Here is an 11664-nt window from a genome sequence, read left to right on the forward strand (position 1 = left end):
AATGTGCGTTATATGCACACACTTTTACCAGGAAGTGACCCTGCCCTGTCGGGGTGCACTGACCCTTCGCCAGCCAACAATGGAGTTCTTATGTCACAGCTGACACCTGCCATTTCCACCGCGGCGGCGCCTCCGCTTACACCTCAACAGCGCAGGGATCGCCGCCGCGCCCTGGTATCCAGCTATCTGGGTTCCACCGTGGAGTTCTACGACTTCCTGCTCTACGGCACGGCCGCAGCGCTGGTCTTCCCGCAACTGTTTTTCAGCGGCGTCCCCCAGGCGGCAGGCATCATCCTGTCCTATGTCACCCTGGCCGCCGGCTACGTGGCGCGTCCGCTGGGGGGCATCATTTTCGGCCACTTCGGCGACAAGCTCGGCCGAAAGCAGATGCTGTTCATCACCATGCTGATCATGGGCGGCGTCTCGGTGGTCATGGGCCTCTTGCCCACGTCCGCGCAGATCGGCGTGGCCGCCCCGATCTTGCTGGTCTCCCTCCGTGTTTTGCAGGGCATCGCAGTGGGCGGCGAATGGGCCGGCGCCGCCCTCATGGGCATGGAACACTCCAAACCGACCGGGCGTGGCTTCGGAGCAAGCATCGCCGTCAGCGGCGGACCCTCCGGCGCAGTGCTCGCCACGGTTATCCTCGGCGCCTTCTCCACCATGCCCGAGGCGGACTTCCTGGCCTGGGGATGGCGGATTCCCTTCCTCCTGTCCGCAATCCTCGTCGGCGTGGCCCTGTTCATCCGATACCGGGTCACAGAGTCACCGGACTTCCTGGCCGCTAAGGCCGCCAACGCCACGGCTGACCCCTCCCACAAGGGCGCACCGATCAAGCAGGTGCTGCGCCGCTACCCGAAGGAACTCGGCATCTCGATCGTTGCCGGCTTCGCCCCCCTGTTCCTCCAGTCCCTGCTGGCGACCTTCGCGCTGACGTACGCAGTCCAGACCGGCCACTCCCGCTCGGATGCCCTCCTGATGCTGACCATCGCCAACTTCCTGCACATCTTTACGATCCCGGCGGCCGCCGCGCTCTCGGACCGGGTCGGCCGCCGCAAGGTGATGCTGGCCGGCGCCGCTGCGGGCATCATCGGCATCTGGCCCATGTTCGCGCTGATCAGCGACGGGAACATCTGGCTCATGCTCATCGGATTCCTCATCGGAAACCCGCTGGTCCAGGCACTCATGTACGGACCCATGGGCGCGTTCATCTCCGAAATGTTCGCCACCGAAGTGCGCTACACCGGCACCTCCCTGGCCTACCAGGTATCCACCACCCTCGGAGCCGGTTTCGCGCCACTGATCGCCAGCGGCCTCCTGCTCGCAGCAGGCGGCACGACCACAGCACTCGCCTGGTTCTTCTGCGGACTCTGCATCATCAGCGGTGTCGCATTCTTCCTCGCACCCGACCGCCGTTCGCGGGTCTAGCAGACCAATGGTCAGACAACAGCGGAACCCAAACGGGTGCCGCTGGTGTCTGACCATTGGTCATCTCAGCAAGGGATCCTTTGATAGGACGTAAGGCTCTGTCTCCCAGGCGCTCATATCCACTTCATGGACGGGCGCCGTGCCACTCAGTGTTCACCCTCTAAGTGGCGTCTTGGGACGGCGGAAGTCCGGCAGACGACGGCGGGGCACTCTGATGTCGTCATGTTGCGTCGCCGGGAAGCGTCCAATCAAAGTCACGGGGACGTAGTTGCCGGTCTTCTGGATTGAAGTCAACGATCCTGAAGTCTCCCGTCTCAGGGTCCACTTCGCCGTCCACTAACCGCATCCCGGACCACACGCCCATCAAGCAAAGTCCAGGATACCGGCGTGCGTGATCGACCTCATTGCGCGTGACTATAACCGAGTCTCCTCTACTCTGGGTGCCTTTCGCTTCAAGGTAGATCCGTTCAGCACCCCTGACCGCTTCAGCGTCGTAGGGGCGATTTTGCCGGGTGTCTGTAACCGTCCAGCCAAGGTCTCGGTAGTAGCGCATCAGGCGATCCTGTGCAGCATTCTCAATCGCCCTGCGGACCTCGGCGTCCATTTGCAGCCCTTGGCCCCCTGGACCGGGTAAATCCCACGCCTCAGGTAGGTCCGCGTCTACCACTCCGGCCATCTCAGGGTCCGGGCCATACGAAATTGAGTTCCTGCTGCCAGGCGCGTATTCGACCTGCGTTCCGATCAGGGCTTCGTGAATGAAATGTCCGGCTGGCAGGACGCGGCCGATGAGAGCCTTTTTTGGCGCCCGTGTGTTACCTACCAGGAGCTCGTGATCCGGGTCCTTGAGTTCCGCGACCAGCACGACCCTGCCTTGGTAGTTGAGTGCTGCCCAACGCTCATCTGAGATACTCCTCGCGCTCAGAAACCAGTCACCTCGATTGTTAGCCCAGAGCCGCTCCGGTGTTGCCTCAGAGTCGTAGCCGTACCAATCACGTCCAAGCGGATCATCGCTATCGGCGGTCTGTCGGTCGCTGAGCCTGATGTTGATAACCATGAATCGAGTATCGCTTACCGATGTCAGCGACCCGCGCACGACGGCGGGTGGTACCTGGTGCCGCGCCTGAACCCGGCCGGCGTCTGTCCCGTCGTCCGCTCCTGGGCGCCCCTCCCCTACCGATGGGCAGAAACGACTATTTCCTGGTTCTGACCGGACTTGATTCCGACATTGTGTTCTGACCGTGAAATCCGGTGCACAGTGGCCTGTGAATCGCAGCGGTATTTGGCGTGGCTTTGTCGGGGGTAGATGGCTACGCTTCCGCGCAAGGAATCTCCATTGGGAAGTCGTGATGCCGTCCGTAGGATGAGGCCCATGCAGTTTGGTATACCTCTCATCATCGCCGGAGAAATTTTGGGCAATCCCGGCCTACAGCTTTGCTCAGCCGCGGCGAATGAGGGAGCAAGTCCCGCATGAACGGCGGTCAGGCGACTGGGCACTCAATTCAGCAGACGAGGACAATGCAGTGGCGATGGGCAGGGCAGCGGTCAGGAATCGGACCGGCGGCCGAGCCGGGCCAGCCATGATGCGGGCTGGTCCGTCAACGAGGAAAAGTGCCTTCCGCAGTCGCCTGACGGAATCAGCGAGATACGCCAATTCCCTTCCACATCAGAAATCGGGCCTATACGGTGATCCCATGGAGCGGACCCCGAGGGATGGCAGGAGCGTTGGTCCTTGTCGTGTCAATGTCGGGATGGAATATCGGACGATCCGAGCCACAATACCGTTGATCGAACTTACGGCCACTCCGGAGCGACTTGAATTTATGGCGCGGTTTGGGTTGGGTCTGTTTGTGGGTCCATGGCGCTTTGAGCGTAAGCAGGTGACCAGGATTTTCGCTGGGCCCGGCTGGTTCTCGGATTGTCTGCGCATCCAAGCGGATCACCCGGACATGAAAGTCTTTACATACAGCCCGGCGCCGCTGATGCTCACTCTTGAGGAACTGGGCTATCCGGTGGATTGGATCTCGCGCCAATGACCTGACATGTTCCCGGCTTCAGCGGCCACACCCCGACGGGTGCAATCACTAGGACCACATCTGTGGCCCACGCTGGAGTGGCGCCCGATGACGCCTGACGTGCACAAACGAGGTCGGTTCCTTGCCTGAGTCCGGTCGGACCCCGAGAGAACCTTGGAACTGATTCGGTTGCTTCGTGCCGTGGAGGTGCCCCGTGAGGAATCGGCTTACGAGTGTGTATCCCCACTCTCCGCAGCGGGCGACGACTGATCGATAGCATGTGCCAGATCATAGGTTCAGCGCGCGCCCGGTGAGGGTTCGGCGGATTCAGGCGGTCATTGCAACAGGAGGTTTTCGATCAGTTCGATCGGTTTCCTGAACTCTGGTCTTTTCCGCGGCCGGTCGTTGAGTTCCTGGGCAACCCGGTCGAGGTCTGCGGCGCTGTGGACGCTCAGGTTGGTGCCCTTGGGGCGCCTCTCTGGTCAAATCGGATGCCGGTTATGCTTGGTTGCGACGGGTCCGGTGAGTGACTTTTCCGAAAGAACCGGTGTCGGGATGTGAGCCGGTCACGCCGGATTGTTGAGTCGTTCCCTGGTGTCCCGCCGGGCCCGTCGCTTGCCGGTCAAGGTCGGCGATCATTCTCCGAAACACGACTGTTGCGAGGCGTCGTTTCAGGGCTCGGAGTGCCTCTTTGCTGCTCTTGCCTTCGCTGCGTTTTCGGTCGTAGAAGACGCGCCCGGGGCTTGTTCTCATGCTGATCTGGGTGAGCGCGATGGTGTGGAGTGTGTAGTTCAGTTGTCTGTCGCCGCCTCGGGATAGCCGATGCCGGACCACGTCTCCAGATGACACTTCCCGGGGCGCGACACCGGCATAGGCGGCGAAGTGCGCTTCGGTAGCAAACCGGGTGACCGTGCCGGTGCGGGCGAGGATCTTGCCGGCGGTCAACTGGCCGATTCCCTGGATCGCCGTCAACGTGGACTGTGTGTCGGTCACGCGAGTGGTGATGTGGGCGGTGGCGGTGGTGATCCGTTTGTCAAGCCGGCGGATCTCGGCGACAAGGTCGGCTGCGATCAACCGGCGGGTCGCGGTCAAGCTCTCGATCGGTCGTACCCGACGCAGCAGGGCGGCAGCCGCGTCAGCGGTCAGGTTCCGGGGCGCCCCACCCATGACCAGCAGGTTCATTATCGCGTGCAACCGGTTCACGGTTTGCGTGCGAGCCCCCACCAAGTCATCGCGGTGCTCTGTAAGCACCTTCAATTCCGAGGCAGCAGCGTCAGACTGAACCGGCCGCAGCTTGGTAGAGGTAGTCGCTGCCACCGCGACAGACAAAGCGTCGTCCTCGTCCGATTTCCGGCTGTGGCCGGTGGAGAGCACCCGTACTCGGGCGGCGAGCTTAGCGGGAACATCCCACACCGTAACCCCATCCCCGGACAACAACGCCGACAAAGAGGCGCCGAGCCCGTAGGCGCCCTCGACCGCCCAGGCCGGGTCCGGGAAACGATCCGCGAAACGACGCAGCTGCCGATACCCGGCCGCCGTGACTGGTGCCCGCACAGCCGCGAGCTTCTGCCCGCGAGGATCGACCGCAACGGCCGTCCAGCTTTCCTTGTGAGGATCAATGCCGATGATCGTTGCTGTCATCACATACCTTTCAGCTCATCCGATAGAACTGGCGGAGGGCATACCAGCTTCCAGAACCTGTTCAAGCCTCTCTCAAGCCACTCCTGCCAAGAGATCGCGGCAAGCCCGCACGCCCTAAGAAAGCCACACCAGTGATGGTCGACAGGAAATACTCGAGCGAGACCAGCCGCGATCTGAGGACCGCAAGCTGCAGACCCACGATCCCTACCTCCATTCAACAAGCTGGAAATACCGGCGCAGCAGGCCATTGGTGTTTTCATTGATGCCGCGCTGCCAGGGCGGGTGCGGGTCGCAGAAGTAGATCTCGATACCGGTGTCGATCTTCACGGTTTTCCAGTCCTGCATCTCGATGCCCTGATCCCGGGTCAGGGAATGCCGAAGCGCCTCGGGGAGCGTCTTGATCTTCGCGGCCAGCGCATCACGCATCTGCTCGGCCTTATACCCGTCCGGCAGGTGCACGAGCACCGTGTAATTGGTGGTCCGCTCGACCAGCGTCCCGATCGCGGACTGATTCCCCTTGCCGATGATTAAATCCCCTTCCCAATGCCCCGGCACCGCACGGTCCTGAACCTCTGGAGGACGCTCGGAGACATTGATCATCCCCGGGATCCGGTTCTTCCGCTGGCAGGCCTTCCTGCAGGGCCGCCTGAGTGCACGTCCGGTGCGTAAACACGCGGCCAGATCGCGGTTCAGTGCTCCGCGGGACTGAACGTAAAGGCACTGGTAAATGGTCTCAGGTGACACCCGCATCTCCGGCTCATCGGGAAACTCAACCCGGAGTCGTCCTGCAATCTGCTCCGGCGAGTACTTCTTTTTCAGGTCCTCTTCCACCTTCGCACGCAGCACCGTGTTCGTGTGCAGTTTCGCCGGTTTCGGCCGCGAAGCCCGCTCCTACGCCAGTGCGTGAGCCGACGTCGCCCGGTAAGGCAACCCGGCCACCGAATTGCGCCGAAGCTCCCTGGACACCGTCGAGGCAGATCTGCCGACCACGGCCCCGATCCGGCGCAGCGAGTGTCCCTGGGCGCGCATCACCGCGATCTCTTCACGCTGGGCGAAAGTCAGGCACCTGCCCTTCAGATCCCGGCCGCGGCGTGGCCTGACACCCCCGGCCTCGGCCAGGACCCGGCGCCCGGTCCGCCTGCTCGTATTGATCGGCACAACAGCGTCAGTGATGAAATCACCGGCCTGCATCCCGGCCCAAAACAGCTGCAGAAGATCCGGTCTTACGTAAATCGAATACCCCGCCATGACAACACCCATCCGCTAAGTGTTGCAATCACCGCAAGAACCCAAGGATCCTTCACCGTACTCCGTCGCATCTCAGGGACGGACCATCCTGATTTCTGCCAGCTCGCTCCAGTCAGGCGGCAACAGCTTGCGCGCCCCATCCGGACTGAACCCTGACTTCTGGTAGAAGGCTCTGGCACGCGGATTATCCTCAAGCACCCAGAGGTAGGCCGGAGTATCGCCGATGGCGGCTTCTATAAGTTGGGCGCCAAGACCCGAACCGTGGGTCCGGCTCAAGGTATAGATCCTATAAAGCTCCGGGATGCCCGCCATATCAGGGTCTCTTCCCGGGCCCGCGTCTGCCACTCCCATCACTGCTCCGGCCTCATCATGGGCCACGAGCCGGGGGTCTTTGCTATCCAAGAACGGCCTACGCTGATTCACACGTTCCGTCATACTGTTTCGGCGGCTGGCAAAGAATTGCGATGGAAGCAAGTGTCCGTAGCATTCCTCGTGGGCAGCCGTGTGCATCCTGACTATGGCTTCGGCGTCAGCGGGCGTAGCCTGGCGAATCCTGTAGGGCATTCGTTCAGACTAACGAATGAGCCGTGGATAACGCCACGCTTGCTATGAGGATGCCAATCGCCCAGAGCGCCCGTAAGCCGATCGGCGGATTCAGGCGGTCATTGCAACAGGAGGTTTTCGATCAGTTCGATCGGTTTCCTGAACTCTGGTGCTGCGCTGCCAGGGCGGGTGCGGGTCGCAGAAGTAGATCTCGATACCGGTGTCGATCTTCACGGTTTTCCAGTCCTGCAGCTCCTTGGAAACCGTCGAGGCCGATCTGTCGATTACGGCCCCGATCTGCCGCAGTGATTGTCCTTGGGCGCGCAGCACCGCGATCTCCTCTCGTTGGGCGAAGGTTAGGCAACGGCCCTTCAAATCCCGGCCGCGGCGAGGCCTGACACCCCCGGCCTCCGCGAGAACCCGGCGCCCGGTCCGCCTGCTCGTATTGATCGGCGCCACGGCTTCGGTGATGAAATCACCGGCCTGCATGCCGGCCCAAAACAGCTGCAAGAGATCCGGCCTCAAATAAATTGAATATCCCGCCATGACAACACCCATCCGCTAAGTGGTGCAATCACCACAAGAACCCAAGGAACCCTCACCGGGACGCAATCACGCGGGCGCAATTTCTACGTGTGGCGTTTCTCGAGGGGACCCACTTACGGGCGAGCGCTTGTCATCTACTCTACGCATAGGTAAACTATGCATAGAGTAATTCGAACTGATTGGAGTAAGCCATGTGGACCACGGAGTACACGGGGACAACCGCTGTTTCACCGGAACGGGTATGGGTGACTTTGCGAGCGTTGCATACCGGCGAGCTCACGTACGAGGGAGCGGACACCTTCGAACTGCATGGCCCATTTGCAGCGGGGACGGAGTTGACGGTCACTCCTGTCGGCCAGGACGCATTCGAGTCGACGATCGTTGAGTTGGTCGAGAACGAGACCTACGCGGATGAGACGCACTTCGGTGACTTGACGCTGCGATTCCGTCACACTCTTCTGCCCATCGGTGATGGCGGCACGCGAGTAACACACCGGCTGGAGATCAGCGGCACGGACGCGGACGAGATGGGGCCGCAGCTTGGCCCGCAGATCAGTGGCGACTTCGACGAAACGATGTCCAAACTGTTCGAGTTGGCCTTGAGCCGTCCATGACCCGCTTTCCCGAAGGCCCTGAGTCCAGCCCGGGTTTTCTGCTGTGGAACGCCACACTGCGATGGCAACGCGCAATTGCCGCAGCACTCAGTCCGCTCGGACTGACTCATGTGCAGTTTGTCCTGCTCGCAACAACGTGGTGGTTGTGCCAAACCGATCGCGCCCCCAATCAGGTGCAGCTGTCCGAGCGCACAGGCTCTGACGCCCGCATGACCTCTGCGGTCATCCGTCGTCTTGAAGCCAAGGGACTGCTGGAACGACGACCGGACGAGCGCGACAGCCGGGCAAAGATCATCCACCCCACAGCGGAAGGAATCGACCTTGCGCGCCGTGCCATCACCCTCGTGGAGAACGTCGACCACGAATTCTTCTCTCCGGCAGACCAACCAGAACTCCTACACACGCTGCAAGCCCTGACCGGGGTAAGAAAACTCAACTGAGCACCGCCCGCACACCAACGAAGAGAACGCCACCAGCGCATCCCCGTAGAGCGTGCTGCTAAGTGCAGCTCGCTCCGCATGAGTACGCGCGGGAATCGGTTAATCACCGAGTCCGTCTCAGCGACCTTGGTGAACCCGCCCCGCTCGAACAGCGCCCGAGTACCGACGTAGGCCATAGTGAGGTCGACCTTCTCGCCGTGGTTGTCGACCGGATAGCCCTCGATCGCGGGTGCGCCGTGATCGCGGGCGAACTGCACGGCTCCGGCCAGCAGGTGATGCGATATGCCTTTGCCACGGTGCCCCGGTCTCACCCTGATGCACCAGACCGACCACACATCGAGGTCATCCACATGCGGGATCTTGCGGTTTCGGGCGAAGCTGGTATCGGCGCGGGGATGCACGCCGGCCCACCCCACAACCTCATCGCCCTCGTAAGCGAGCACCCCCGGCCGAGGATGCTGCCCGCCCAGCTCCTTCACGAGAGCTCCGCGCTCGGGACCGCGCAGCGCAAGGTTCTGGTTCGACGGGATGCGATAGCTCAGACACCAGCAAACGTTCGCATTAGGCCGCTTCGGTCCCACCATCAACCTCACGTCCTCGAACACCGTTGCGGGACGGACTTCGATGACCACGTCGCCACACTGCCACCCGTGCACAGCATCAGCAACAGCGCTGCCTGCACCGGCACTGCCGGGAGGCGTCCGAACCGACCGTTCAACCGACAGGCCGGTGTCCGGATGAGGATCCTTGGGTTCTTGTGGTGATTGCAACACTTAGCGGATGGGTGTTGTCATGGCGGGGTATTCGATTTACGTAAGACCGGATCTTCTGCAGCTGTTTTGGGCCGGGATGCAGGCCGGTGATTTCATCACTGACGCTGTTGTGCCGATCAATACGAGCAGGCGGACCGGGCGCCGGGTTCTCGCGGAGGCCGGGGGTGTCAGGCCTCGCCGCGGCCGGGATTTGAAGGGCCGGTGCCTAACCTTCGCCCAACGAGAGGAGATCGCGGTGCTGCGCGCCCAAGGACAATCACTGCGGCAGATCGGGGCCGTAATCGACAGATCGGCCCCGACGGTGTCCAGGGAGCTGCGGCGCAACTCGGTGGCAGGATTGCCCTACCGGGCGGCCTCGGCTCACGCGCTGGCGTACGAGCGGGCCTCGCGGCCGAAACCGGCGAAACCGTGGAGGCCGACTCGCCTATCACCGTGCCGATCTCCCTTAAGGAGCGTCCCTGGGCGCGCAGTATTGCGATCTCCTCACGCTGGCCGAAGGTCAGACACCGGCCCTTCAGATCCCGGCCGCGGCGAGGCCTGACACCCCCGGCCTCCGCGAGGACCCGGCGCCCGGTCCGCCGGCTCGTATTGATCGGAGCCACGGCTTCGGTGATGAAATCACCGGCCTGCATCCCGGCCCAAAACAGCTGCAAGAGATCAGGCCTCAAATAAATTGAATATCCCGCCATGACAACACCCATCCGCTAAGTGTTGCAATCACCACAAGAACCCAAGGAACGCTGAAGGGACACGAGGGTCAACGTCAGGGTGGATACGCACCGCTGTGACTGCCTGATCCTTTGACTATCGACGATGACCTACCTCGCCATGCCAGTATCTGCCGTCCTCACCCCCGAACGGAGTATGGCATCTGACTGCGAAGGTTCTGGCCATAACTGAAGGAGATAGGCATCGACTGGGTGTTCGGAGAATTCACCCTCTCTTCCCTGGTCTCGTCCCTTAGCACTAGCGCGTAATCGGTAGCTGCCCGGTGGGATCTTGCCCAGTACCCCGCCGCTCTCGCCCGCCCAGGAGCTCCATCGCATCTCGTGTCCTTCGGGGATGATGAAGGACACTTCGACGACGTCCTCCCCGGAGGCATCATCATCGCCCCCAGGTGGTGCATCCAGCACAACAATGCCAACGGGCGACCCACCTGACCGGCGGGCAAGGTTGACGTACACGCCATGGGGATCGGAAGCGCCAACTAATCCGTTGACCTGGCCATCGAAGAAGCGATCAAATTCCCCATCAAAGCCGCCATTCTCGCTCCAGGAAAGGTCGAACTGTCCATAGTCGGTCGTCGTCGGAAGCGTCATCCAGGCGCTGCTGGGTCTGGCTGTGGTCATCGGCGTTGCTCTGCTTATCGGATTCCGTCCCAGCGCCGGTCCCGTCTAATGGATGGGAGCGATCGGCCTGCTCGCCATGGTCACGTTCGCCTTGGCCTGGCTCTCGGTTGCGCACGGCATGGTGTCCAAGAGTGTCGAGACTGCGAGCAACCTCCCCATACCTCTACTGCTCCTGCCTTTCTTTGGCAGCGGATTTGTTCCCACGGACTCGATGCCGGCCGGGGCCAGCTGGTTCGCGGAATACCAGACCTTCACCCCCTTTATCGAGACGCTGGCTGGATTGGTGACCGGCACTCCGATCGGCAACAACGGGCTGGTCAGCATTGCATGGGACGCGGTCATCGCGCTGGGCGGATATGTGTGGGCCCTGTCCGTGTACACCCGCAATTCCATGCGCTGACAAAGCGAGCACGACGGCGGCACTTCCGTTCCGCCGTCGGCGCCTCCGCGTTGTCAGATACGGGCGTGCATGCCCCGGCTCGGCCGGCCGAACGATGCCGCGCCCAGGAATTCGACGGCCACAAATGGCTCGGAACCCAGTACCCATTCATCATGGCCGGGAGGGATGGCGTAAGTATCGTTGACGTGAATCGTGGAGTGCATGCCCTCGGATGTTTCAACCTCCATGGCACCTGAGACGCAGAACCCGAGATGGTTGTGCTGGCAGAAATCGGTCTTCTCCAGGGGCTTGGTGCACTCGGACCATCGCCAGCCCGGGTCGAGAATCAGCCTGGCCACCGAGTAGTCATCGACGGTGACCAGATCAACCTCGGACTTGTCCGGATAGCGCTTCTTATCCGGTGCATCGAAGGACTTTACAGCCAATGCTGTGACAAAATTTACGGACATAAATCACTGCCTGGGAATTATGGTGCGGGCGCTTGGCAGAACCAAGCCTATGGGCGAGCGAGCTGCGGCCGGCGGCCTGAGTGTGCGAACAACCCGCAATTCGTGCCGCTGCCCCCTCAGCGAACACACGCGCAGCAGGTCCGTGCTGACGTAATTTCAACGGTAGTCCTCCACCGCCTGAAGTCAATGGCGTTTCGGTCCGCCAGCTGGACGACGACGGCAGT

The 11664-nt window shown here is 61.8% G+C and carries 10 protein-coding genes and 6 pseudogenes; 6 read left to right on the forward strand and 10 right to left on the reverse strand.

Going from position 1 to position 11664, the window contains the following annotated elements:
- Nucleotides 1–90: 90 nt before the first annotated feature.
- Nucleotides 91–1425, forward strand: coding sequence for an MFS transporter (locus tag ACQCST_RS18060; RefSeq protein WP_426997095.1), 1335 nt, complete (start codon nt 91–93; stop codon nt 1423–1425).
- Nucleotides 1426–1645: 220 nt separating this feature from the next.
- Here the strand turns inward: ACQCST_RS18060 and ACQCST_RS18065 are convergent, their stop codons facing one another.
- Complete coding sequence (locus tag ACQCST_RS18065) at nt 1646–2479, reverse strand: DUF3883 domain-containing protein (RefSeq protein WP_426997096.1); 834 nt, start codon at nt 2477–2479, stop codon at nt 1646–1648.
- Nucleotides 2480–3206: 727 nt separating this feature from the next.
- Here ACQCST_RS18065 and ACQCST_RS18070 point away from each other — a divergent pair.
- Nucleotides 3207–3458, forward strand: a complete 252-nt coding sequence (locus ACQCST_RS18070) for a hypothetical protein (protein WP_426997097.1) — start codon at nt 3207–3209, stop codon at nt 3456–3458.
- A gap of 314 nt (nt 3459–3772) precedes the next feature.
- Here the strand turns inward: ACQCST_RS18070 and ACQCST_RS18075 are convergent.
- The 5 genes and pseudogenes from ACQCST_RS18075 to ACQCST_RS18095 form a co-directional block, all read right to left on the reverse strand.
- Nucleotides 3773–3907: pseudogene (locus ACQCST_RS18075) on the reverse strand (IS30 family transposase); the annotation flags it as partial.
- A gap of 28 nt (nt 3908–3935) precedes the next feature.
- Complete coding sequence (locus ACQCST_RS18080) at nt 3936–5078, reverse strand: IS110 family transposase (protein WP_426996966.1); 1143 nt, start codon at nt 5076–5078, stop codon at nt 3936–3938.
- A gap of 225 nt (nt 5079–5303) precedes the next feature.
- A pseudogene (locus ACQCST_RS18085) lies at nt 5304–6338 on the reverse strand (IS30 family transposase); the annotation flags it as partial.
- A gap of 60 nt (nt 6339–6398) precedes the next feature.
- On the reverse strand, nt 6399–6890 hold the full coding sequence (locus tag ACQCST_RS18090; protein WP_426997098.1) for an N-acetyltransferase family protein: 492 nt from the start codon (nt 6888–6890) through the stop codon (nt 6399–6401).
- 225 nt (nt 6891–7115) lie between these two features.
- Nucleotides 7116–7427 (reverse strand): annotated as a pseudogene (locus ACQCST_RS18095) (helix-turn-helix domain-containing protein); the annotation flags it as partial.
- A gap of 179 nt (nt 7428–7606) precedes the next feature.
- Between ACQCST_RS18095 and ACQCST_RS18100 the strand changes: the two are divergent.
- Both ACQCST_RS18100 and ACQCST_RS18105 read left to right on the forward strand, forming a co-directional pair.
- Nucleotides 7607–8029, forward strand: coding sequence for a polyketide cyclase (locus ACQCST_RS18100; RefSeq protein ID WP_426997099.1), 423 nt, complete (start codon nt 7607–7609; stop codon nt 8027–8029).
- Nucleotides 8026–8469, forward strand: coding sequence for a MarR family winged helix-turn-helix transcriptional regulator (locus ACQCST_RS18105; RefSeq protein WP_426997101.1), 444 nt, complete (start codon nt 8026–8028; stop codon nt 8467–8469). Before ACQCST_RS18100 ends, ACQCST_RS18105 begins: the two co-directional genes overlap by 4 nt.
- 65 nt (nt 8470–8534) lie before the next feature.
- Here the strand turns inward: ACQCST_RS18105 and ACQCST_RS18110 are convergent.
- Nucleotides 8535–9101, reverse strand: a pseudogene (locus ACQCST_RS18110) (GNAT family N-acetyltransferase); the annotation flags it as partial.
- A gap of 148 nt (nt 9102–9249) precedes the next feature.
- Here ACQCST_RS18110 and ACQCST_RS18115 point away from each other — a divergent pair.
- Nucleotides 9250–9648, forward strand: a pseudogene (locus tag ACQCST_RS18115) (helix-turn-helix domain-containing protein); the annotation flags it as partial.
- On the opposite strand, the pseudogene ACQCST_RS18120 reads toward ACQCST_RS18115, so the two are convergent.
- Nucleotides 9644–9943, reverse strand: a pseudogene (locus ACQCST_RS18120) (helix-turn-helix domain-containing protein); the annotation flags it as partial. The pseudogenes ACQCST_RS18115 and ACQCST_RS18120 sit on opposite strands and share 5 nt — an antisense overlap.
- Nucleotides 9944–10060: 117 nt before the next feature.
- Nucleotides 10061–10561 carry a hypothetical protein gene (locus tag ACQCST_RS18125; protein ID WP_426997102.1) on the reverse strand — a complete coding sequence of 167 codons (501 nt, stop codon included), beginning with the start codon at nt 10559–10561 and terminating at the stop codon, nt 10061–10063.
- Nucleotides 10562–10643: 82 nt separating this feature from the next.
- Here ACQCST_RS18125 and ACQCST_RS18130 point away from each other — a divergent pair, with 82 nt between their 5' ends.
- Nucleotides 10644–10991, forward strand: coding sequence for a hypothetical protein (locus ACQCST_RS18130; RefSeq protein WP_426997103.1), 348 nt, complete (start codon nt 10644–10646; stop codon nt 10989–10991).
- A gap of 53 nt (nt 10992–11044) precedes the next feature.
- Here ACQCST_RS18130 and ACQCST_RS18135 read toward each other — a convergent pair whose 3' ends face one another.
- Nucleotides 11045–11440: a cupin domain-containing protein gene (locus tag ACQCST_RS18135; RefSeq protein ID WP_426997104.1), complete on the reverse strand. Its 396-nt coding sequence runs from the start codon at nt 11438–11440 to the stop codon at nt 11045–11047.
- Nucleotides 11441–11664: the final 224 nt, after the last annotated feature.

The organism is Pseudarthrobacter sp. N5, from assembly GCF_050157035.1.
Taxonomy (GTDB): Bacteria; Actinomycetota; Actinomycetes; order Actinomycetales; family Micrococcaceae; genus Arthrobacter.

What these genes read in the sequence shown, in the direction of transcription:
- ACQCST_RS18060 (WP_426997095.1), top strand. Translation starts at nt 91, where the DNA reads ATGTCACAGCTGACACCTGCCATTTCCACCGCGGCGGCGCCTCCGCTT.
- ACQCST_RS18065 (WP_426997096.1), bottom strand. Translation starts at nt 2,479, where the DNA reads ATGGTTATCAACATCAGGCTCAGCGACCGACAGACCGCCGATAGCGAT.
- ACQCST_RS18080 (WP_426996966.1), bottom strand. Translation starts at nt 5,078, where the DNA reads ATGACAGCAACGATCATCGGCATTGATCCTCACAAGGAAAGCTGGACG.
- ACQCST_RS18090 (WP_426997098.1), bottom strand. Translation starts at nt 6,890, where the DNA reads ATGCCCTACAGGATTCGCCAGGCTACGCCCGCTGACGCCGAAGCCATA.
- ACQCST_RS18100 (WP_426997099.1), top strand. Translation starts at nt 7,607, where the DNA reads ATGTGGACCACGGAGTACACGGGGACAACCGCTGTTTCACCGGAACGG.
- ACQCST_RS18105 (WP_426997101.1), top strand. Translation starts at nt 8,026, where the DNA reads ATGACCCGCTTTCCCGAAGGCCCTGAGTCCAGCCCGGGTTTTCTGCTG.
- ACQCST_RS18125 (WP_426997102.1), bottom strand. Translation starts at nt 10,561, where the DNA reads ATGACGCTTCCGACGACGACCGACTATGGACAGTTCGACCTTTCCTGG.
- ACQCST_RS18130 (WP_426997103.1), top strand. Translation starts at nt 10,644, where the DNA reads ATGGGAGCGATCGGCCTGCTCGCCATGGTCACGTTCGCCTTGGCCTGG.
- ACQCST_RS18135 (WP_426997104.1), bottom strand. Translation starts at nt 11,440, where the DNA reads ATGTCCGTAAATTTTGTCACAGCATTGGCTGTAAAGTCCTTCGATGCA.